Raw genomic sequence first — 20,380 nt, forward strand, 5'->3', positions numbered from 1 at the left:
CCATTCTGCGGCGCTTTGCGCGGTGCTGCCGGGCCGTGTCCGAAAACCTTGCATCTACGACATTGAGGAAATGCGGTGTCATTTCTACGATGACCCTCAGGCGCCGGCAGCCCGTCGGCCCGCTCTCTTCCAAGGTGAATTCCATGACTGCTTCCACGATCTCCCCAGGCACCGCGCTGATCACGGGCGCTTCCACCGGCATCGGCGCCGTCTACGCCGACCGCCTGGCCCGGCGCGGCCACGACCTGATCCTGGTGGCCCGCAACGGCGAGCGGTTGCGCGCGCTGGCGGACGAACTGCGCGCCGCCACCGGCCGCCGGATCACGACCCTCGTCGCCGACCTGACCGACCCGGCGGCGCGCTCGCGCGTCGAGGAGGTGCTGCGCACCGACGAGGACATCACGATGCTCGTCAACAACGCGGGCATCGGCTCGGTCGCATCCATCCTCGCGGACGATGCCGACACCATGGAACACATGATCGCGCTCAACGTCACGGCGCTCACGCGCCTGAGCTACGCCGTGGCGCCCGCCTTCGTGCGGCGCAAGGCCGGCACGATCGTCAACATCGCCTCGGTGGTCGGCGTCGCGGTCGAGATGCTCAACGGCGTCTACGGCGCGTCGAAGTCCTATGTGATCGGCTTCGGCCACACGCTGCAGCGCGACCTGGGCGACAAGGGCGTGCGCATCCAGACCGTGATGCCGGGCGCCACGGCCACCGAGTTCTGGGACGTCGCGGGCTATGCGCCGCAGAAGGAATCGGCCAGCACCATGTCGGCCGCGGACCTGGTGGACGCCGCGCTGGCGGGCCTCGACGCCGGCGAGCGCGTGACCATCCCGGGCCTGCACGAGGGCGAGCGGTGGACGCAGTGGGAGGCCGATCGCCGCGCGCTGGCGCCGAAGTTCGCCAACGCCGTCCCGGCGGCGCGCTATGGTCTGGCGCGCTGAGTCCTCTTCCTCTTCTCTTCTTCTTTTCAGGAGCCCCGCATGCCGTACCTGCAACTGGACGTCAACGACCACTATCCGAGCGAGCTCAAGCAGCGCCTGGCCGAACGCATGAGCCGCACCTACGCCGAGATGATGTCGGTGGACATCCGCCGCATCAGTGTCGCGGTGCGCGAGCTCGGCGAGGGCGGGCTCTGGCGCATTCCCGACCCGGAGGGCCCGCCGGTGCCGGTCTCGCTGATGATGCTGGACATCCGCCAGGGCCGCCCGCCCGAGCTGCGCATGGCGCTCGCCAAGGCGCTGTGCGCCCACTGCATCGAGCTGCTGGGCCTGCGCGAGGACCGGCTCAACGTCGAGTTCACGCAGCACACGGGCGACGAGATGTACCACCCCACGCTCGGCGGCTACAGCCCGGACTGGACGCCCGGGGAGTCCTGACGCGTGCCGCTCCGGCGGCGCCCGACCCCTGACCGCGAGCGGTCACGGTGCCTTGCGCATAATTGACGCAAGCTATGACCCTCACCGAACTCAAATACATCGTTGCCGTGGCCAGGGAGCGCCACTTCGGCAAGGCGGCCGAAGCCTGCTACGTGTCCCAGCCCACGCTCTCGGTGGCCATCAAGAAGCTCGAGGACGAACTCGAAGTCAAGCTCTTCGAGCGCAGCGCCGGCGAAGTCACGGTCACGCCGCTCGGCGAGCAGATCGTGCAGCAGGCCCAGAGCGTGCTCGACCAGGCGGCCAGCATCAAGGAGATCGCCAAGCGCGGCAAGGATCCGCTGGCCGGGCCGCTGAACCTCGGCGTGATCTACACCATCGGGCCCTACCTGCTGCCCGACCTCGTGCGCCAGGTGATCTCGCGCACGCCGCAGATGCCGCTGGTGCTGCAGGAGAACTTCACCGTCAAGCTGCTCGAGATGCTGCGCGCCGGCGAGATCGACTGCGCGATCATGGCCGAGCCCTTTCCCGACACCGGCCTCGCGATGGCGCCGCTGTACGACGAGCCCTTCGTGGCGGCACTGCCGGTCAAGCACAAGTTCGCCGACCGCGAGTCGATCACCTCGGAAGAGCTGCAGAGCGAGACCATGCTGCTGCTGGGCACGGGCCACTGCTTTCGCGACCACGTGCTCGAGGTCTGCCCGGAGTTCGCGCGCTTCTCGAGCAATGCCGAGGGCATCCGCAAGAGCTTCGAGGGCTCGTCGCTCGAGACCATCAAGCACATGGTGGCCTCGGGCATGGGCGTGACGCTGGTGCCGCGGCTGTCGGTGCCGGCCGAGGCGCTCAAGCCCAGGGGCAAGGGCCGCAAGGAGTCGGAGCAGATGGTGCGCTACCTGCCGGTGCGCGATGCGCAGGACCGCGATCCGCCCACGCGCCGCGTGGTGCTCGCATGGCGGCGCACCTTCACGCGCTACGAGGCGATCGCGGCGCTGCGCAACGCGATCTATGCCTGCGAACTGCCGGGCGTGAAGCGGCTGTCCTGAGCCAGGGCGGGCGAATTCGCGACCTCGGCCTACGCCGCCGCAAGCCTGGAATATCGAACGCTGCGATAGAGTGACGCTGTTGCGAAGCCGCGCGCCGGCTTCGAGAATTCCGGTGTCACACCCAACTTGAAGAAAGACCTTTTGCCATGGCCAAAGCTCCCAAGAAAACCAAGCCCTCTCCCGCTTCCTCCGCCGGCAAGGTGCCCAAGAAGGGCGGCGCGGTGGTCGCGCAGGAGTCCGGCAGCCGCAATGCGCCGATCATCAACATCGGCATCGAGCGCCAGGACCGCGCGGCCATCGCCGAAGGCCTGAGCCGCGTGCTCGCCGACACCTACACGCTCTACCTCACCACCCACAACTTCCACTGGAACGTGACGGGCCCGCACTTCAACTCGCTGCACGCGATGTTCATGGCGCAATACACCGAGCTGTGGAACTCGACCGACGTGATCGCCGAGCGCATCCGCGCGCTGGGCCACTACGCACCGGGTTCGTACGCCGAGTTCAGCAAGATCGCCACCGTGCCGGACGTGCCGCAGGACCCGCCCAAGGCGATGGAGATGGTGCGCATCCTCGTGAAGGGCCACGAGACCGTGTCGCGCATCGCGCGCGAATTCATCCCCGTGGCCGAGGAAGCCGGCGACGATCCGACGGCCGACATGCTGACCGCGCGCTGCACGGTGCACGACCAGACCGCCTGGATGCTGCGTTCGCTGCTCGAGGATTGAACACCCATCCCGCCCCTCACGGCCTCACGCCCGCGCCACGCCGCGGGCGTTTTGCCGTGTACCTCGACCTGATCCGCTGGAACCGTCCCGCGGGCTGGCTGCTGCTGCTGTGGCCCAGCCTCGGCGCGCTCTGGTTCGCGGCCGACGGCTGGCCGGGCTGGCACCTGATCGCGGTGTTCGTGCTCGGCACGATCCTGATGCGCAGCGCGGGCTGCTGCGTCAACGACGTGGCCGACCGCGACTTCGACCGCCACGTGAAGCGCACCGCGCAGCGGCCCGTGACCAGCGGCGAGATCTCGGTGCGCGAGGCGCTGCTGTTCGGCGCGGTGCTCGCGCTGGTGGCCTTCGGCCTGGTGCTCACGACCAACCGGGTCACTGTGTACTGGTCGTTCGCCGCGCTCGCGGTCACGCTGGTCTATCCCTATGCGAAGCGCTTCGTCTCGATCCCGCAGGCGGTGCTCGGCATCGCGTTCAGCTTCGGCATTCCGATGGCCTTCGCGGCCGTGCAGGCGACCGTGCCGGCCTTCGCGTGGTGGCTGCTGGCGGGCAACCTGTTCTGGGTGCTGGCCTACGACACCGAGTACGCGATGGTCGACCGCGACGACGACCTCAAGATCGGCATGAAGACCTCGGCCATCACCTTCGGCCGCTACGACGTGGCGGCGGTGATGGCGAGCTATGCGGTCTTTCTCGCCGTGTGGACCTGGGCCGGCGCGAGCCGCGGGCTCGGCGCCGTGTTCTACCTCGCGATCGCGATCGCGGCGGGACAGGCGGCCTGGCACTGGCGGCTGATCCGCGATCGCACGCGCGAAGGCTGCTTCAAGGCCTTCCGGCTCAACCACTGGCTGGGCTTCGCGGTCTTCGCCGGCGTGGTGGCCGGCTACGGCCTGCGCTGACCCACGGCCGGCAACGCAAACGAGACCGCATGCAGCTAACGCCCGACGCCGAGGCCACGTTGGCGCAACTGCGCGCCCGGATCGGCCGGGAGGCCCATTCGGAATGGCACCGCATCACGCAGGACATGGTGGCGCGCTATGCCGAGCTGTCGGGCGACGGCGAGGGCGAATGGATCCATCTCGACCCGCAGCGCGCCGCGCGCGAGGCCGGCTACGGCGGCGCCATCGTCCAGGGCTTCTTCCAGGTCTCGCACCTGATCAAGCTCAGCGGCGAGGCGATGCGCAGCCTGCTGCCCTTCGACACCAATCATGCGCTGAACTACGGCTTCGACCGCCTGCGCTTCGTGCGGCCGATGCCGGTGGGCGCGCGCTTCCGGGCGCGCGTGCGCATCGCGGAGGTCACGCCCAAGCCCGGCGACAGCTTCCTGCTGAAGGAAGCGCTGCAGCTCGAGCTGGAGGACGGCGCCATCACGCTGGCGGCCGACTGGCTGTTCTTCCTCGGCCCGCGCGCGCTGGCGGGCACCTTCGACGCGCCGCCGGCCTGAGGGCCCTCAGCCGCGGCCGAATTCCTCGCCGAGCTCGGCCGCGCGCTTCTGCGCCGCGCGGATCGCGGTCTTGAACTGCCCCTTGACGTCGGCCTGCTGCAGCGCGCTGATCGCCGCGTAGGTGGTGCCGCCCTTGGAGGTCACGCGCTCGCGCAGCACCGCGGGCGGCTCGTGCGCGCTGTCGGCCAGCGCCGAGGCGCCGGTGAAGGTGCCGATCGCCAGGCGCTGCGCCTGGTCGGGCGTGAGGCCCATCTCGATGCCGGCCTCGGTCATGGCCTCGATGAAATAGAACACGTAGGCCGGGCCCGAGCCCGACATCGCGGTCACCGCGTCGAGCGCGGGTTCTTCGTCGACCCAGATCAGCTCACCCGTGGGCGTCAGCAACTGGCCGACCAGCGCGCGGTCGGCGCCGTCGGCACCGGCGCGCGCGAACAGGCCCGTCATGCCCTGGCCGACCAGCGCCGGCGTGTTCGGCATGGCCCGCACCACGCGCTCGGTGGCCAGCCAGCGGGCGATGCTGTCGGACGGGATGCCCGCGGCCACGCTCAGGTGCAGGGCGTTTTCGGCGAAGGGGCGCACCGGGCGCGTGGCCTCGGCGAAGGTCTGGGGCTTGACCGCCCAGACCACCACCGCGCAGCGCGACAGTGCCGCGCCGGCCTCCGGCTGGGCCGCGATGCCGAAGGTGTTGGCCAGCCTGGCGCGCGCCTCCTCGAAGGGCTCGACCACCTCGAAGGAGGTGGCCGGCGTGCCTTGCTGGATCAGCCCGCCGATGATGGCGCTGGCCATGTTGCCGCCGCCGATGAAGGCGATGGGCGGCAGCGGCGCGGGGGCGTTGCGGGGCAGGAAGGTGGCGGCGATGGTCATGGTCGGTCGAGGAATTCGAAGGCGGCGAACTGCGTGATCTGCAGCGGGTTGAAATTGTCGTCGCTGACGATCATCAGCGTCCGCCCGCCACCGGGCAGCGGCGGGCCCCAGCACATGCCCTCGCTGTTGTCGAGGCGCGAGAGGCCGTTGTCGGCCCCGAGCCGGGAGAAATCGGCGACCAGGGTCTTGGCGACCGGCCGGTGGTTGCCAGGGGCCAGCGCCTCCAGGCCCAGCACGTCGCTGCCGCCGCGGGTGTCTATTTCATAGAGGCGCAGCGAATTCCCGGTGCCGGCGGCGTAGGCACGCTCGAGCACCAGCATGCGGTGCGCGTCGATCATCAGCACCTCGCTCACGCCGTTGTCGGCATAGGTGCCCGGCAGCAGCGGACGCAGGGGGATGGCATCGGGCACATAGGCGAGCTGGCCGGTCGCCCGGCCGCTGGCCAGGTCGATGCGCGTGAAGCGGCAGGGGCCGCCGGCGGCGTCGACCGTGGGCACGGGGCCGTCCTGGATCAGCGCGTTCTCCATCGCCAGCCAGGCCGTGCGGCCATCGGGCGTCAGCGCGAGGCCCTCGAAGGCGAGGTTGTCGCGCGCGCCGCGGCGCTGGGCCGGGTCGGGCTGGAACAGGGCGGGCAGCGCGAATTCGCGCAGGAAACGCCCATCGCGCGCCGATTCGTAGAGCGCGGGGCCGAAGCCGCGCGCGAGGTCGCCCTCGCTGCTCCACAGCAGGGTGCCGGTGTCGGGGCGCAGGCGCAGCGATTCGGGGTCGGGCACCGGCAGGCCGGCGATGGCCTGGCGGCGCGAAGGCCAGGGGCCGCCGCCCGGGCGTTGCAGTTCGACGACACCGGTGGCTTCGGGCGCGGCGCTCCAGGGCGCGGGCCAGCGCGCCATATAGAAGCGCACGGGCGCCAGGTCCGACCGGTCGTCGCTCAGGAGCAGGTACTCACCTGCGCGGGCGTCGAAGTCGATGCCCGAGAGCCCGCCCGCCGGCGTGCCGCCGATGGAGAGCCGGTGCGGCCAGCGGGCTTCCGCGAGGCGGCGCAGCCGGACGGGCGCCGGGGCATCGGGCGCGGCCGCCGGGGCGCCGCAGCCGGCGACGCCCAGCGCCAGGGCGCCGGCGGCCCCCGCAAGGCCGCCCAGCACGAGGCGGCGGGTGGTCGAGAACGAGGGGGTGGGGGCAGGAGGGCGCACGGGGCCAGAGTCTAGTGTCTTGGCGGGCGGCGCAAAGAAGGCAGTTGACATCGAAGCAGGCGGGTGCCACAATCGCGGGCTTCGCTTCAAAAAGGCGAAGATTTCAGCCCAAACGGGAAGCGCTTCGAGTGGTTCGAGGCGCGGACGGCGGGCCCAAGACTGACCGATGCGAGACACGCGAATCCCTCCGGGCCGCGCATTGGTACAAGTTGGGAATATCAAGAAATGATCCAAACTGAATCCCGGCTCGAAGTGGCCGACAACACAGGCGCGAAGTCCGTCCTGTGTATCAAGGTGCTCGGTGGCTCCAAGCGGCGTTATGCCAGCGTGGGCGACGTCATCAAGGTCAGCATCAAGGAAGCCGCTCCGCGTGGTCGCGTCAAGAAGGGCGAGATCTACAGCGCAGTGGTCGTGCGCACCGCCAAGGGCATCCGTCGCAGCGACGGTTCGCTCGTCAAGTTCGACGGCAATGCCGCCGTGCTGCTCAACGCCAAGCTGGAGCCGATCGGCACCCGCATCTTCGGACCGGTGACGCGCGAACTGCGCACCGAGAAGTTCATGAAGATCGTGTCGCTGGCACCCGAAGTTCTCTAAGGACAACAACGCCATGAACAAGATTCGCAAAGGCGACCAGGTCATCGTGTTGGCCGGCCGCGACAAGGGCAAGCGCGGCGTCGTGACGCTGCGCAAGGACGACTCGCACGTGCTCGTCGAAGGCATCAACCTCGTCAAGAAGCACACCAAGCCGAACCCGCTCAAGGGCACGACCGGTGGCATCGTCGAGAAGGCCATGCCGATTCACCAATCCAACGTGGCGATCTTCAATGCCGCGACCGGCAAGGCCGATCGCGTGGGCATCAAGGTGAGCCAGGATGCCGAAGGCAAGCGCGTCGCAGTGCGTGTCTTCAAGTCCAGCGGCGAAGAAATCAAGATCGCCTAAGAGGTACTCAGATGGCACGTCTCCAACAACACTATCGCGAAAAGATCGCCAAGGACCTGACCGAGAAGTTCGGTTATGTCTCGCCGATGCAGGTTCCGCGCCTCACCAAGATCACGCTCAACATGGGCGTGGGTGAAGCTGTCGCCGACAAGAAGGTCCTCGACAACGCCGTCGCCGACCTGACCAAGATCGCCGGCCAGAAGCCCGTGGTCACCAAGTCGAAGAAGGCCATCGCCGGTTTCAAGATCCGCGAGAACCAACCCATCGGCTGCATGGTCACGCTGCGCGGCGTCCAGATGTACGAATTCCTGGACCGCTTCGTGACGGTGGCTCTGCCCCGCGTTCGCGACTTCCGCGGTATCTCGGGTCGTGCCTTCGACGGTCGCGGCAACTACAACATCGGTGTGAAAGAGCAGATCATTTTCCCCGAGATCGAGTACGACAAGGTCGACGCCCTGCGTGGTCTGAACATCAGCATCACGACGACGGCCAAGACCGATGAAGAAGCCAAGGCGCTGCTCGCCGGCTTCCGTTTCCCGTTCAAGAACTGAGGTGATTCGTGGCTAAAGCATCTTTGATCCAGCGCGAACTCAAGCGCGACAAGCTGGTTGCCAAGTTCGCCGCCAAGCACGCCGAACTGAAGGCCGCCTCGAACGACCTCAAGAAGACCGAAGAAGAGCGCGCAGCCGCCCGCCTGGCACTGCAAAAGCTCCCGCGCAACGCGAACCCCACGCGTCAACGCAACCGTTGCGAAATCACCGGTCGTCCGCGCGGCACCTTCCGTCAATTCGGTCTGGCCCGCGCCAAGATCCGCGAACTGGCCTTCAACGGTGACATCCCCGGTGTCATCAAGGCCAGCTGGTAAGCCAGGCAGGAGCAAACAACATGAGCATGAGTGATCCCATTGCCGACCTGCTGACGCGTATCCGCAACGCGCAGATGGTGGCGAAGCCCACTGTGTCGGTCCCGTCTTCCAAGGTGAAGATCGCGATCGCGCAGGTCCTGAAGGACGAGGGCTACATCGACGGCTTCCAGGTCAAGACCGAAGCCGGCAAGAGCGAACTCGAAATTTCGCTGAAGTACTACGCTGGTCGCCCGGTCATCGAGCGCATCGAGCGCGTGAGCCGCCCCGGCCTGCGCGTCTACAAGTCCAGCACTGCCATTCCGCAAGTCCAGAACGGCCTCGGCGTTGCGATCGTCACGACCCCCCAGGGCGTGATGACCGACCGCAAGGCACGCGCCTCCGGTGTCGGTGGCGAAGTGCTGTGCTACGTCGCCTGACCGAGACATCGAGGAGAACACTGAAATGTCCCGAGTAGGAAAATCGCCGGTCGCCATCCCCCAAGGCGTGGATGTGTCGATCAAGGAAGACCAGATCAGCGTCAAGGGCACGGGCGGTTCGCTCAGCCTCGCGCGCAACGCACTGGTCAACGTCGTCAGCAAGGACGGCAAGCTGAGCTTCGAGCCGGCCAACGATTCGCGTGAAGCCAACGCGATGAGCGGCACGATTCGTCAGCTCGTGAACAACATGGTGGTCGGCGTGACCAAGGGCTTCGAGAAGAAGCTCAACCTGGTTGGCGTGGGCTACAAGGCCGCCGCCCAAGGTTCCAAGTTGAACCTGCAAGTCGGTTACTCGCACCCGGTCAACATCGACATGCCGCAAGGCATCACGGTGGCCACCGCGACCCCGACCGAAATCGTGATCAAGGGTGCCGACCGCCAGCGCGTCGGCCAAGTGGCCGCTGAGATCCGTGCCGTTCGTCCGCCCGAGCCCTACAAGGGCAAGGGTATCCGTTATGCGGACGAGAAGATCGTGATCAAAGAGACCAAGAAGAAGTAAGGGGCAGCAAAATGATGTTGACCAAAAAAGCACAGCGTCTCCGCCGTTCGCGCCAGACCCGCATCCGCATCGCGACGCAGGGTGTGGCTCGCCTCACGGTGAACCGTACCAACCTGCACATCTACGCGACCGTCATCTCTGGCGACGGCTCGAAGGTGCTGGCCACGGCCTCCACCGCCGAAGCCGAAGTGCGCACCGCGCTCGGCGGCTCGGGCAAGGGTGGCAACACCGCTGCAGCCACCGCCATCGGCAAGCGCATCGCCGAAAAGGCGAAGGCCGCCGGCGTCGAGAAGGTTGCCTTCGACCGCGCAGGTTTTGCGTACCACGGCCGCGTCAAGGCGCTGGCCGATGCCGCCCGCGAAGCCGGCCTGCAGTTCTAACCGGACACGAGATTCAAAATGGCAAAGATTCAGGCAAGAACGCAGAACGAAGGCCCCGAGGACGGTCTGCGCGAGAAGATGATCGCGATCAACCGCGTCACCAAGGTGGTGAAGGGTGGTCGTATCCTCGGTTTCGCAGCACTCACCGTGGTCGGTGACGGCGATGGCCGCGTCGGCATGGGCAAGGGCAAGTCGAAGGAAGTGCCCGCTGCCGTGCAGAAGGCGATGGAAGAAGCCCGTCGCAATCTGTTCAAGGCTCCGATCAAGAACGGCACGCTGCACCACCAGGTGCAGGGCCACCACGGCGCCTCCACGGTCGTGATGTACCCGGCCCCCAAGGGTACCGGCATCATCGCCGGCGGCCCGATGCGCGCCGTGTTCGAAGTCTTGGGCATCACCGACATCGTGGCCAAGAGCCATGGTTCGTCGAATCCCTACAACATGGTTCGCGCCACGCTCGACGGGTTGAAGAATTCGACGACCGCGTCCGCAGTGGCTGCCAAGCGCGGCCTGACCGTCGAAGAAATCTTCGCCTGAGCGCGAGCTCTTGCAAGGCTGAAGGAAGCATTCAAATGACGACGCAACAACAAACCCTGAAGGTGCAATTGGTCAAGAGCCCGATCGGCACCAAGGAATCGCACCGTGCCACCGTTCGTGGCCTGGGCCTGCGCAAGCTCAACAGCGTGAGCGAACTGCAGGACACCCCCGCGGTGCGCGGCATGATCAACAAGATCAGTTATCTGGTCAAAGTTCTGTAAGAGAGACTGATATGGAACTCAATGGCATCAAGCCGGCGGATGGCGCCAAGCACGCCAAGCGCCGCGTTGGCCGCGGTATCGGCTCCGGCATCGGCAAGACCGCGGGTCGCGGTCACAAGGGCCAGAAGTCGCGCGCAGGCGGTTTCCACAAGGTCGGCTTCGAAGGCGGTCAAATGCCGCTGCAGCGTCGCCTGCCGAAGCGTGGCTTCAAGTCGCAGACGCTCAAGTTCAACGCCGAAGTCACGCTGGCTGCTCTCGAGCAGCTCGGCCTGGCCGAAGTCGATGTGCTCGCCCTGAAGCAAGCCGGCCTTGTGGGCCAGCTCGCCAAGGTGGTGAAGATCATCAAGACCGGCGAACTCACCAAGGCCGTCAAGCTGACGGGCGTCGGTGCCACCGCTGGTGCCAAGGCCGCGATCGAAGCGGCCGGCGGCAGCGTCGCCTGATCGACAGACCTTCGGACTGAAAGAAGCTCCTCGTGGCAACTAACGCGGCAACGATCGCAAAGACGGGCAAGTTCGGTGACCTGCGTCGCCGGCTGGTCTTCTTGCTGCTCGCGCTCGTGGTCTACCGGATCGGCGCGCACATTCCCGTGCCCGGCATCAACCCCGACCAGCTCGCGGCGTTGTTCCAGGGGCAGCAGGGCGGCATCCTGAGCCTGTTCAACATGTTCTCGGGTGGCGCGCTGTCGCGTTTCACGGTGTTTGCGCTGGGGATCATGCCGTACATCTCGGCGTCGATCATCATGCAGCTGATGACCTACGTGCTTCCGAGCTTCGAGCAATTGAAGAAGGAAGGCGAGGCCGGTCGCCGCAAGATCACGCAGTACACCCGTTACGGTGCACTGGGTCTGGCGCTGTTCCAGTCGTTCAGCATCGCAGTGGCGCTCGAGTCGTCGGCTGGCCTGGTGATCTCGCCCGGCTTCGGCTTCCGGATCACCGCCATGGTGAGCCTGACGGCAGGTTCGATGTTCCTGATGTGGCTCGGCGAGCAGATCACCGAACGTGGCCTGGGCAACGGCATCTCGATCCTGATCTTCGCGGGTATCGCCGCCGGTCTGCCGAACGCCATCGGCGGTCTGCTGGAGCTGGTTCGTACCGGCGCCATGAACGTGATCATCGCGCTGTTCATCGTCGCGGTGGTGGTGCTGGTCACCTACTTCGTGGTGTTCGTCGAACGCGGCCAGCGCAAGATCCTCGTGAACTATGCGCGGCGCCAGGTCGGCAACAAGGTGTATGGCGGTCAGTCGTCGCACCTGCCGCTGAAGCTGAACATGGCCGGTGTGATTCCGCCGATCTTCGCGTCCTCGATCATTCTGCTGCCGGCGACGGTGGTGGGCTGGTTCAGCACCGGCGAAGGCGGGTTCCGCTGGATCAAGGATGTGGCCAGCGCGCTGCGCCCGGGCGAGCCGATCTACGTGCTGCTGTATGCCGCCGCGATCGTGTTCTTCTGCTTCTTCTATACGGCCCTCGTGTTCAACAGCCGCGAGACCGCCGACAACCTGAAGAAGAGCGGTGCGTTCATTCCGGGCATCCGCCCGGGTGACCAGACGGCGCGCTACATCGACAAGATTCTGGTTCGCCTGACGTTGGCCGGCGCGGTGTACATCACCTTCGTCTGCCTGCTGCCCGAGTTCCTGATCCTGAAATACAACGTTCCGTTCTATTTCGGCGGTACCTCCCTGTTGATCATCGTGGTCGTCACGATGGACTTCATGGCCCAGGTCCAAAACTACATGATGTCCCAGCAGTACGAGTCGCTGCTGAAGAAGGCCAATTTCAAGACTTCGTAAGGCACAGGGCACTGGCCCGCCGGGTTGAACAGAGTTTTAGGAGAATGAAATGAGAGTTTCGGCTTCGGTCAAAACCATCTGCCGTAATTGCAAGATCATCCGCCGCAAGGGTGTGGTGCGCGTGATCTGTACCGACCCGCGCCACAAGCAGCGCCAGGGTTGATCAAAGAGTATTAGAGGACGCACATGGCACGTATTGCTGGCATCAACATTCCGCCGCACAAGCACGCTGAGATCGGCCTGACCGCCATCTTCGGTATCGGTCGCACCCGCGCCCGTCAAATCTGCGAAGCGAGCGGCATCGAATATTCGAAGAAGATCAAGGATCTGACGGACGCCGATCTCGAAAAGATCCGCGACCAGATCGCCTTGTTCACGATCGAAGGCGACCTGCGCCGCGAGACGACGATGAACATCAAGCGCTTGATGGACATCGGCTGCTACCGCGGCTTCCGTCATCGTCGCGGCCTGCCGATGCGCGGCCAGCGCACGCGCACCAATGCCCGCACCCGCAAGGGTCCGCGCAAGGCTGCGCAGTCCCTGAAGAAGTAAGGATTGAAACAGCATGGCTAAAGCTCCTGCCAACAACGCCGCACAGCGCGTTCGCAAGAAGGTTCGCAAGAACGTTGCGGACGGCATCGCTCACGTGCACGCCTCGTTCAACAACACCATCATCACGATCACCGATCGCCAGGGCAACGCCCTGTCGTGGGCTTCGTCGGGGGGCCAGGGCTTCAAGGGCTCGCGCAAGTCGACCCCGTTCGCTGCGCAGGTCGCTTCCGAAGTGGCCGGCCGTGCTGCTGTCGAACAAGGCATCAAGAACCTCGACGTCGAGATCAAGGGCCCCGGCCCCGGTCGCGAATCGTCGGTGCGCGCACTGGCTGCGCTCGGCATCCGGATCAATTCCATTGCCGACGTGACGCCCGTTCCGCACAACGGCTGCCGTCCCCAGAAGCGTCGTCGCATCTGAGCGTCAGCCCCCTCAGGCGCAGCCGTTTCAAAGCGGCTGCGCATTTGTTTTTTAACTAAGCCCACCGCCATCGGCACTCTGTTGTCGATGGCTCCCGCAGGCGACTGCGGCAGCAAACAAAGGAAAAGACGTGGCACGCTACCTCGGCCCCAAGGCCAAACTTTCCCGCCGCGAAGGCACCGACCTGTTCCTGAAGAGCGCCCGCCGCTCGATCCAGGACAAGGCCAAGTTCGACTCCAAGCCCGGCCAGCACGGCCGTACCTCGGGTCAGCGCACCTCGGACTACGGTCTGCAGCTGCGTGAGAAGCAGAAGGTCAAGCGCATGTACGGCGTGCTCGAGAAGCAGTTCCGCCGCTACTTCGAAGAAGCCGATCGCCGCCGTGGCAACACCGGCGCCAACCTGCTGTTCCTGCTCGAGTCGCGCCTGGACAACGTCGTCTACCGCATGGGCTTCGGCTCGACCCGCGCCGAAGCGCGCCAGCTCGTGTCGCACAAGGCGATCACGGTGAACGGCCAGTCGGTCAACATCCCGTCGTACCTGGTGAAGACCGGCGACGTGATCGCCGTGCGCGAGAAGTCGAAGAAGCAGAACCGCGTCGTCGAAGCACTGCAACTCGCCCAGCAAGTCGGTATCCCCGGCTGGGTCGACGTCAATGCCGACAAGGCCGAAGGCACCTTCAAGAAGGTCCCGGACCGCGACGAGTTCGCTGCGGACATCAACGAATCGCTGATCGTCGAACTGTATTCGCGTTGATTTCCACTCCCGCACCGCGCAAGCGGCGGCGGGAGTCCTGTTTTTGTTGTTCACGTTCCTGGTTCGTGCCGCACTCGCGCTGCGGGCCAGGCGCTTCACCAGCCTTACCGGTGTAACGAGCCGGGGGTATTGAGAGGAAGTCTGCATGCAAACCACCCTGCTGAAACCCAAGACCATCCAGGTCGAGCAACTCGCGGCCAACAAGGCCAAGGTGACGCTCGAGCCTTTCGAGCGCGGCTACGGCCACACGCTCGGCAACGCGCTGCGTCGCGTGCTGCTGTCGTCCATGGTCGGTTATTCGGCCACCGAAGTCACGATCGCCGGCGTTCTGCACGAGTACTCGTCGATCGATGGCGTGCAGGAAGACGTCGTCAACATCCTGCTGAACCTCAAGGGCGTGGTGTTCAAGCTCCACAACCGCGATGAAGTCACGCTGAGCCTGCGCAAGGACGGCGAAGGCCCGGTCCTGGCCTCGGACATCCAGACCCCGCACGACGTCGAGATCATCAATCCCGACCACGTGATCGCTCACCTGTCGCAAGGTGGCAAGCTCGACATGCAGATCAAGGTCGAGAAGGGCCGCGGCTACGTGCCCGGCACGATGCGCCGCTATGCCGACGAGCCGACCAAGTCGATCGGCCGCATCGTTCTCGATGCTTCGTTCTCGCCCGTGAAGCGCGTGAGCTACACCGTCGAAAGCGCCCGCGTCGAGCAGCGCACCGACCTCGACAAGCTGCTGGTCGAAATCGAGACCAACGGCGCGATCACCGCCGAAGACGCCGTGCGCGCCTCGGCCAAGATCCTGGTCGAGCAGCTCGCTGTGTTCGCGCAACTCGAAGGCGGCGAACTGGCCGCGTTCGATGCCCCGGCACCGCGCAGCGCACAGCAGTTCGACCCGATCCTGCTGCGCCCGGTCGACGAGCTCGAGCTCACCGTGCGTTCGGCCAACTGCCTGAAGGCCGAAAACATCTACTACATCGGCGACCTGATCCAGCGTACCGAGAACGAGCTGCTCAAGACCCCCAACCTGGGTCGCAAGTCGCTCAACGAAATCAAGGAAGTGCTCGCCTCGCGCGGCCTGACCCTGGGTATGAAGCTCGAAAGCTGGCCGCCGGCCGGCCTCGACAAGCGTTGATTTTTTTAACGGCCCTCTGAAAAGGGCCAGTGCACCGGGCAGTACCTGACACGGCTGCCCGTTCTTCAAAAAGCAAAGGAAAGCACCATGCGTCACGGACACGGACTCCGCAAACTCAACCGCACCAGCTCGCACCGCCTCGCGATGCTGCAGAACATGATGAACTCGCTCATCGAGCACGAAGTCATCAAGACCACGGTCCCCAAGGCCAAGGAACTGCGCCGCGTCATCGAGCCGATGATCACGCTCGCCAAGAAGCCCACCGTCGCCAACAAGCGCCTGGCCTTCGACCGCCTGCGCAGCCGCGACTCCGTCGTCAAGCTGTTCGGCGAACTGGGCCCGCGCTTCGCCGCGCGTCCCGGTGGCTACACCCGCATCCTCAAGATGGGTTTCCGCGTGGGCGACAACGCGCCGATGGCGCTGGTCGAACTCGTCGATCGCCCTGAAGTGAGCGAAGTTTCTGCCGCCGACCAGAACGCCGCCGAATAAGTGCTATAATTTATCTCTTGCCGCGCGATGGAGCAGCCTGGTAGCTCGTTGGGCTCATAACCCAAAGGTCGCAAGTTCAAATCTTGCTCGCGCAACCATCATTAGAGACGTCCCGCCAGCAGCTGCTACAAGCAGTTGCTCGGCGGGATTTTTCATTCTGGCCCAGCTCTCGCCGGTGTCAGCGTCGCGCAGCAGCGTGACTGAGCCGAGCAGGCCCGCGATGACGGGCCGAGCCTGCGACACCGTGCTCGCATCGCCGCTCAGCGTTTCCTTCAAGTTCATGACCAGCTGGCGGTAGCGCGCCGCTATCTCGCCGGCGCTGGCCAGCGGCGCTGGCGCCTGTTCTAGCGTGGCCTGCAGAGTCTTCCGCTCCAGTTCTGCATCGCGAAGGCGCGCGGCCAGGGCCTCGCTCGCGCCGACGGCGACGATCGCATCGACGATGCGCTGTATCTCGCGATCGAGCTCAACGCCGCGCCGGCGCGCAGCCGCCTGCGCACGCTCTTGCCCGCCATCCAGCTCGGCCAGCAGGCGCTTGACGGTGGTCTGCACCTCGGCCAGTGCTTCCGGGCTGAGCAGGTCCTCGCGCAGCTCGGCCAGCAGGCGCTGGTCGACGTCGGTCCGTCGCCACGTCGCCGAGCTTGTGCATGCGGTCGGCCCCTTGTCCTTGTGCGCGCTGCAGCCGTACCGACTCCCGTTGATGGCTGTGATGGGGCCGCCGCAGGCGTCGCAGCGCAGCAGGCCGCCGAACAGCGTGCCATGGGGGCGGCCTCGCGTCGGATTGCCGCGCTTGAGTTCGTTCGGGCGCGTCTGATCCCAGAGCGCCTGGTCGATGATGCGCAGCTCCGGGGACTCGCGCACGAGCCATTCCTCGCGAGGCCTCGCCACCGGAAGGCGCTTGCCCGTGTCCGGGTCCTTGAGCCACTGCCGGCGATTCCAGACGAGGCGGCCGATGTAGATCTCGTTATTGAGCAGGCCGTCACCCATCTTGGCATTGCCCACCAGCGCACTGGCGGCCCAGCCGTTGCCGCGCGGGCTGGGCACCCCTTGAGCGTTCAGCGCGTAGACGATGCTGCGCAGGGTGACGCCCGCGGCGACTTGCTCGTAGATCCAGCGCACATGCTTGGCCTGCTCTTCGTCGACGACGATGCGATGCCCACCCTCGACGGGGATGCTGGTGTATCCGTAGGTCCGGCCTCCTGCGGCCATGCCGCGCTCGAACTGCCCCTGCAGGCCGCGGTGCGTCTTCTTTCGGAGGTCATCGAGATACAGCTCGTTCACCAGCCCGCGCGCGATGCGCATCACCTTGCGGCCGGCGGCCTGGGTGTCGTAGCCATCGGCGGTGCCGATAAGGCGGATACCGCGGTGCTCCAGCCGCTTGACGGTGCGCTCTTGCTCGGCCAGGTCGCGCGTGATGCGGTCGAGCCCTTCCACGATTAAGACGTCAATCCGGTCGGCCAACGCGTCGGCCAGCAGCGCCTTTCCGCCGGCACGGAGGGCCACAGGCGTCGCGCCGCTGATCCCCTCGTCAGCGTGCACCATGGCGATGGTCCAACCTTCCCGAGCAGCGCGCTCGCGACATGCGCGTAGCTGGTCCTCGATGCTGTTCTGGCTCTGGTTGTCAGTGCTGTATCGGGCGTACAGGCAGGTTCGCATGACGTTCTTGGATGGTCTGGTTGACGAGTTGTCGGGCGATGATTTCGACCAGCCGAGAACGAGCGGCGGCGCGGTCTGCTGGGTGGCGCATGGTATCCGCGCCCGGATTTCGGGCCGGCACAGCTCGTTCTTTCACCGGCCGCCCTCCTCGACCACGCGCACCGAGGAGGCGCAAAACCTCTCGACGCGTCGAATCAAGCCCATCCATCCGAGGTCTTGCCAGTGGCGATGCGTCCACGCCGGATCGTGGCCCGCCTGCATCGCGCGATCGAGTTCGTCCTCTTCGGCGATGCACAGCACTCGGACGCCGCCAGCGGAAGGAATGCCGGTGGCCTCGCTCCATTCGTCCACCTCGATCGCGACGCGGCCGCCGCACTCCGGGCAGGCGAATCGCTCGGGCATGCGGTAGTGCTTCCAGCTGGCGAGCGCGATGGGTGGAAGTCCACGCGCGCGGCGCAGCCGCTGAAAGTCGGACGCGACGTGGGCTTTCTCCACCGCAACGCGCTCATCGATGAAGGCGTCGATGCGGCGCATGGCGGCGCTGCAGCGGCGGTCAAGGCTGAATGCCGGGCGGGTCTTCATTGCGTGGCACCTCCGGGCAGGCTTAGCGCGACGGCGACGTTGCGCACCCAGATCGGCGTGCTGCCGAGCGCGAAGGTCTCGCCGCTCCACGCGAGCATGAGCGTGCGACCCATTTCCTCGGCGATCGCCGTTGCAGCTGCTGGCGGCACGGCGTTGCCGATTCGCTCGCGCCAGGCCTGATCGCTCAGGCCGTCGAGTTCGAGCTGTTCCTCGGGATCGACCAGCGACTGCAGCGCGGCCAGCTCCAGCGTCGTGAAAGGCCGGTGCCATGTACCGTCCAGAGCCGCGATGCGGCACACCATCTTCTCGGCCTGCGCAGGCATCGGCCTCGGATCGGCCACGCTCCATCTGCCGTTGTCGTGGCATGCCGACGCGCTCACTGCGCCGCTCAGGCCCTCCCACGCGATAACGCCGTAGTGGCCGCCCGTGAGGTAGGCATCGCCTGCGGCGCGGTGCATGTCCGGCCGCGGGTCCGCGACCGATAGCCATCCGCCTTGCACGCCCTTTCCCCCTGCGATGACAGCGCGCGAAGAGGCCTCCCACTCTTCGACGACGAGGTTGTTGCTGTGGCGTTCCCAGCCCGGTCGCGGGTCCGCCACGGCCTGCCCGGTGCCGTGCGCACTGGTCACTGCGTTGGATGCTCGGCCCCAGTCGACGATGCGGAACTCGTTCGAATGCTTCGCCGGCCCAGCATGGCGAGGATCGGCCACGCTGTAGGCACCTTGAAGCGGGCCCTGTTGTCCGGCGATCGCGCCGGTGCTGTCTTCCCACCGCCGAACGCCCAGCGCCTGGCCATCCTTCCATAGGTGCGACTGCACAAAGCGAACGTCATCAACCGCGACCGTCGCCGCCGGCAGCTGCCGCGCGATTGCGTAGTCGCGCAAGTAGCCGTCCTCCACGGCCAATTCGTTCAGGCTGCGCCAGTCGCCGCCGGCGCGCACGAATGCCAGCCGAACCCACGTCTTCCACTGGAGCGACGGAACCCGATGCATCGGGCCGGCGCGTAGATCGCCCGGCAGCAGCATGCGGCCCAGCACGTCGCCGACGGCGCGCAGCGACTTCTTCGCCGGTTCGTAGAGGAACGGCGCGACCTTGCCGACGTGGCGAGCCACGAGCAGGAATCGCTTCCGGCTCTGGGCCAGGCCGGCCAGCTCGCCGCAGTCGTGCGTGGTCTCGGCGACCGCATAGCCGTAGGCGCGCAGCAGATCGCCGATCTGATCGAGCAGATGGCGCCCACGCGTCGCGATCCGCGGCACGTTCTCAAAGAGCAGCAGCTCGACCGGGTCATCCTTGTAGGCTTCGAGCAGCAGCCAGATCCCGCGCAGGGTCAAGCGATTCAGCGCTTGGTACTTGTCGGTCTTGCTCTTGCCCTCGGCGAGCAGTCCGCTGAAGCCCTTGCAGGGTGCCGACAGGAAGACGATGTGCGGCCGCTCGTGATGGAAGGCCGCGTGTATGTCCGCCGGCGTGGCTTCGCGCCAGCCGGCCGGGGGCTGAGCGCCATGGAATGCGGTGTACTGGTCGCGGTCGAACATGTCCAGCACCGTGCCGGCCACGCCCGCGGCGCGCGTGAAGTCTCGGATTGCCGCAGCGTCGTTGTCGATGCCGCCGGTGCAGCGGAAGCGTGCGCGCTGCATCCCGAGCATCGGCCGCGCCGCGTTGAAGCCCTTGGCTCCGCCGCCGAGACCGCAAAACAGGTGGCCATGCAGGATTTCAATGGTGCTGTTCATTGCCGAGGCTCCTGCACGTTTGCTTCGGCACCTTCGGCCAACGTAACGACCAGACCGAGGGCGCGCGCGATGTGGTGCTCCAGCGTCGCTCCCGTGCTTCGCGACCAGCCGGGCAGCAGATGGATGCGGTCACAGGTCACGAGCTGCGCGATGTCGGCACGCATGCATGCGCTCCAGCCGGCGCTGGGATCGACGTTGATCTCGGCGGGGTTGATGACGTCGAGGCCCGCGGCGCGCAGCGCAGCGGCCTCGGTCCGGAACGCCGGGAAGTTGAGTTCGGCGTAGCCGGTCATCGGCCCAGCGACGTAGACGCGATGCACAGGCGTCAATGCACCGTCGAAGGTGATGTCTCGCTCGTGCCCGAGGTCGACGCCGATGAATGTGGGAGTGGGCTTGTTGGTCATAGTCTCAGGGGTTAGTGAAGGAAGGGCGGTCATTCGTCATCGCGCTCACCAGAGGCCGCGCGCTTGCGATCGAGGAAAGGCGCGCCAGTGGCTGGCGGCTTGAAAGGGGGCCGGGTGCTCGGGCGAGGCGCGCGGCCCGTCGAGACGTCGGAGGCGCTCGGGTGGGCGACTGCGAGACGCACGAGGCGCCCGCGGCGCGCGTCCTGCATCACGACGTCAAAGCCCTCAGTCCAACCGAAGCGCTGGGCCATGCGCGCGCACGCATCGCGCAGCTGTTGGTCGGTGGGCTCACTCGGCATGGCCATGGCGTCGGC

30 protein-coding genes and 1 tRNA gene are annotated in these 20,380 nt (G+C 66.3%); 24 read left to right on the top strand and 7 right to left on the bottom strand.

Features of this window, described 5'->3' with window-relative positions; all coding sequences use genetic code 11:
• Nucleotides 1-143 precede the first annotated feature (143 nt).
• The 6 genes from AC07RM_RS33015 (at nucleotide 144) to AC07RM_RS33040 (ending at nucleotide 4,591) form a co-directional block, all read left to right on the top strand.
• The gene (locus AC07RM_RS33015; protein ID WP_495337160.1) at nucleotides 144-947 is read left to right on the top strand and encodes an SDR family NAD(P)-dependent oxidoreductase; all 804 of its coding nucleotides are present in this window, start codon (nucleotides 144-146) and stop codon (nucleotides 945-947) included.
• A gap of 39 nt (nucleotides 948-986) precedes the next feature.
• Nucleotides 987-1,382 (top strand): tautomerase family protein, encoded by a 396-nt coding sequence (locus AC07RM_RS33020; protein ID WP_057593136.1) that lies wholly within the window; start codon nucleotides 987-989, stop codon nucleotides 1,380-1,382.
• A gap of 74 nt (nucleotides 1,383-1,456) precedes the next feature.
• Complete coding sequence (locus AC07RM_RS33025; protein ID WP_057593137.1) at nucleotides 1,457-2,422, top strand: LysR substrate-binding domain-containing protein; 966 nt, start codon at nucleotides 1,457-1,459, stop codon at nucleotides 2,420-2,422.
• A 146-nt stretch (nucleotides 2,423-2,568) separates the two neighbouring features.
• The gene (locus tag AC07RM_RS33030; protein WP_057593138.1) at nucleotides 2,569-3,150 is read left to right on the top strand and encodes a Dps family protein; all 582 of its coding nucleotides are present in this window, start codon (nucleotides 2,569-2,571) and stop codon (nucleotides 3,148-3,150) included.
• A complete protein-coding gene (ubiA, locus tag AC07RM_RS33035) occupies nucleotides 3,147-4,046 on the top strand; it encodes a 4-hydroxybenzoate octaprenyltransferase (RefSeq protein ID WP_495337161.1) in 900 nt (299 codons plus the stop codon). Before AC07RM_RS33030 ends, ubiA begins: the two co-directional genes overlap by 4 nt.
• A gap of 29 nt (nucleotides 4,047-4,075) precedes the next feature.
• Entirely contained in the window at nucleotides 4,076-4,591 is a 516-nt protein-coding gene (locus AC07RM_RS33040) for a MaoC/PaaZ C-terminal domain-containing protein (RefSeq protein WP_495337162.1), read from the top strand.
• 6 nt (nucleotides 4,592-4,597) lie between these two features.
• On the opposite strand, the gene proC is transcribed toward AC07RM_RS33040, so the two are convergent.
• Together proC and AC07RM_RS33050 are read right to left on the bottom strand one after the other, a co-directional pair.
• On the bottom strand, nucleotides 4,598-5,455 hold the full coding sequence (proC, locus tag AC07RM_RS33045; protein ID WP_208507706.1) for a pyrroline-5-carboxylate reductase: 858 nt from the start codon (nucleotides 5,453-5,455) through the stop codon (nucleotides 4,598-4,600).
• On the bottom strand, nucleotides 5,452-6,645 hold the full coding sequence (locus AC07RM_RS33050) for an esterase-like activity of phytase family protein (protein WP_495337163.1): 1,194 nt from the start codon (nucleotides 6,643-6,645) through the stop codon (nucleotides 5,452-5,454). The genes proC and AC07RM_RS33050 overlap by 4 nt, the downstream gene beginning before the upstream one ends.
• A gap of 225 nt (nucleotides 6,646-6,870) precedes the next feature.
• On the opposite strand from AC07RM_RS33050, the gene rplN reads away from it, so the two are divergent.
• The 18 genes from rplN to AC07RM_RS33140 all read left to right on the top strand — a co-directional run bounded on the left by rplN (nucleotide 6,871) and on the right by AC07RM_RS33140 (nucleotide 15,798).
• Entirely contained in the window at nucleotides 6,871-7,239 is a 369-nt protein-coding gene (gene rplN, locus AC07RM_RS33055; RefSeq protein ID WP_093351140.1) for a 50S ribosomal protein L14, read from the top strand.
• Nucleotides 7,240-7,252: 13 nt separating this feature from the next.
• Nucleotides 7,253-7,585, top strand: coding sequence for a 50S ribosomal protein L24 (gene rplX / locus AC07RM_RS33060; RefSeq protein WP_057593144.1), 333 nt, complete (start codon nucleotides 7,253-7,255; stop codon nucleotides 7,583-7,585).
• Between the two features lie 11 nt (nucleotides 7,586-7,596).
• Entirely contained in the window at nucleotides 7,597-8,136 is a 540-nt protein-coding gene (gene rplE / locus AC07RM_RS33065) for a 50S ribosomal protein L5 (protein ID WP_093351137.1), read from the top strand.
• Between the two features lie 8 nt (nucleotides 8,137-8,144).
• Complete coding sequence (gene rpsN, locus AC07RM_RS33070) at nucleotides 8,145-8,450, top strand: 30S ribosomal protein S14 (RefSeq protein WP_057593146.1); 306 nt, start codon at nucleotides 8,145-8,147, stop codon at nucleotides 8,448-8,450.
• Between the two features lie 20 nt (nucleotides 8,451-8,470).
• Nucleotides 8,471-8,866, top strand: coding sequence for a 30S ribosomal protein S8 (gene rpsH / locus AC07RM_RS33075; RefSeq protein ID WP_093351135.1), 396 nt, complete (start codon nucleotides 8,471-8,473; stop codon nucleotides 8,864-8,866).
• Nucleotides 8,867-8,891: 25 nt separating this feature from the next.
• Nucleotides 8,892-9,425, top strand: coding sequence for a 50S ribosomal protein L6 (gene rplF / locus AC07RM_RS33080; RefSeq protein WP_093351132.1), 534 nt, complete (start codon nucleotides 8,892-8,894; stop codon nucleotides 9,423-9,425).
• A gap of 14 nt (nucleotides 9,426-9,439) precedes the next feature.
• On the top strand, nucleotides 9,440-9,805 hold the full coding sequence (gene rplR, locus AC07RM_RS33085; protein WP_057593190.1) for a 50S ribosomal protein L18: 366 nt from the start codon (nucleotides 9,440-9,442) through the stop codon (nucleotides 9,803-9,805).
• 18 nt (nucleotides 9,806-9,823) lie between these two features.
• Nucleotides 9,824-10,342: a 30S ribosomal protein S5 gene (gene rpsE, locus AC07RM_RS33090; RefSeq protein ID WP_093351130.1), complete on the top strand. Its 519-nt coding sequence runs from the start codon at nucleotides 9,824-9,826 to the stop codon at nucleotides 10,340-10,342.
• A 35-nt stretch (nucleotides 10,343-10,377) separates the two neighbouring features.
• Nucleotides 10,378-10,563, top strand: coding sequence for a 50S ribosomal protein L30 (gene rpmD / locus AC07RM_RS33095; RefSeq protein WP_009124818.1), 186 nt, complete (start codon nucleotides 10,378-10,380; stop codon nucleotides 10,561-10,563).
• 11 nt (nucleotides 10,564-10,574) lie between these two features.
• Nucleotides 10,575-11,006, top strand: a complete 432-nt coding sequence (gene rplO, locus AC07RM_RS33100) for a 50S ribosomal protein L15 (RefSeq protein WP_093351127.1) — start codon at nucleotides 10,575-10,577, stop codon at nucleotides 11,004-11,006.
• Nucleotides 11,007-11,038: 32 nt separating this feature from the next.
• Nucleotides 11,039-12,352 carry a preprotein translocase subunit SecY gene (gene secY / locus AC07RM_RS33105; RefSeq protein WP_057593152.1) on the top strand — a complete coding sequence of 438 codons (1,314 nt, stop codon included), beginning with the start codon at nucleotides 11,039-11,041 and terminating at the stop codon, nucleotides 12,350-12,352.
• Between the two features lie 49 nt (nucleotides 12,353-12,401).
• A complete protein-coding gene (rpmJ, locus tag AC07RM_RS33110) occupies nucleotides 12,402-12,515 on the top strand; it encodes a 50S ribosomal protein L36 (RefSeq protein WP_038201958.1) in 114 nt (37 codons plus the stop codon).
• A 23-nt stretch (nucleotides 12,516-12,538) separates the two neighbouring features.
• A complete protein-coding gene (gene rpsM / locus AC07RM_RS33115; protein ID WP_013544105.1) occupies nucleotides 12,539-12,904 on the top strand; it encodes a 30S ribosomal protein S13 in 366 nt (121 codons plus the stop codon).
• A 13-nt stretch (nucleotides 12,905-12,917) separates the two neighbouring features.
• The gene (gene rpsK / locus AC07RM_RS33120) at nucleotides 12,918-13,322 is read left to right on the top strand and encodes a 30S ribosomal protein S11 (protein ID WP_009124825.1); all 405 of its coding nucleotides are present in this window, start codon (nucleotides 12,918-12,920) and stop codon (nucleotides 13,320-13,322) included.
• A 130-nt stretch (nucleotides 13,323-13,452) separates the two neighbouring features.
• Complete coding sequence (gene rpsD / locus AC07RM_RS33125; RefSeq protein WP_057593153.1) at nucleotides 13,453-14,076, top strand: 30S ribosomal protein S4; 624 nt, start codon at nucleotides 13,453-13,455, stop codon at nucleotides 14,074-14,076.
• A 145-nt stretch (nucleotides 14,077-14,221) separates the two neighbouring features.
• Nucleotides 14,222-15,211, top strand: coding sequence for a DNA-directed RNA polymerase subunit alpha (locus AC07RM_RS33130; protein WP_009124827.1), 990 nt, complete (start codon nucleotides 14,222-14,224; stop codon nucleotides 15,209-15,211).
• 87 nt (nucleotides 15,212-15,298) lie between these two features.
• Nucleotides 15,299-15,700 (top strand): 50S ribosomal protein L17, encoded by a 402-nt coding sequence (gene rplQ, locus AC07RM_RS33135; RefSeq protein WP_093351125.1) that lies wholly within the window; start codon nucleotides 15,299-15,301, stop codon nucleotides 15,698-15,700.
• A gap of 21 nt (nucleotides 15,701-15,721) precedes the next feature.
• Nucleotides 15,722-15,798 (top strand) — tRNA-Met (locus tag AC07RM_RS33140).
• Here AC07RM_RS33140 and AC07RM_RS33145 read toward each other — a convergent pair.
• From AC07RM_RS33145 to AC07RM_RS33165, 5 genes are all read right to left on the bottom strand, one after another.
• Nucleotides 15,755-17,353 carry a recombinase family protein gene (locus tag AC07RM_RS33145; RefSeq protein WP_495337255.1) on the bottom strand — a complete coding sequence of 533 codons (1,599 nt, stop codon included), beginning with the start codon at nucleotides 17,351-17,353 and terminating at the stop codon, nucleotides 15,755-15,757. The genes AC07RM_RS33140 and AC07RM_RS33145 overlap by 44 nt on opposite strands.
• Before the next feature lie 132 nt (nucleotides 17,354-17,485).
• Entirely contained in the window at nucleotides 17,486-17,935 is a 450-nt protein-coding gene (locus AC07RM_RS33150; RefSeq protein ID WP_495337164.1) for a hypothetical protein, read from the bottom strand.
• Nucleotides 17,932-19,662 carry a DNA cytosine methyltransferase gene (locus AC07RM_RS33155; RefSeq protein WP_495337166.1) on the bottom strand — a complete coding sequence of 577 codons (1,731 nt, stop codon included), beginning with the start codon at nucleotides 19,660-19,662 and terminating at the stop codon, nucleotides 17,932-17,934. The genes AC07RM_RS33150 and AC07RM_RS33155 overlap by 4 nt, the downstream gene beginning before the upstream one ends.
• Complete coding sequence (locus AC07RM_RS33160) at nucleotides 19,659-20,066, bottom strand: DUF4406 domain-containing protein (protein WP_495337167.1); 408 nt, start codon at nucleotides 20,064-20,066, stop codon at nucleotides 19,659-19,661. Before AC07RM_RS33160 ends, AC07RM_RS33155 begins: the two co-directional genes overlap by 4 nt.
• A 29-nt stretch (nucleotides 20,067-20,095) precedes the next feature.
• On the bottom strand, nucleotides 20,096-20,371 hold the full coding sequence (locus tag AC07RM_RS33165) for a hypothetical protein (protein WP_495337168.1): 276 nt from the start codon (nucleotides 20,369-20,371) through the stop codon (nucleotides 20,096-20,098).
• Nucleotides 20,372-20,380: the final 9 nt, after the last annotated feature.

The organism is Variovorax sp. GW821-FHT09B05 (assembly GCF_059418265.1).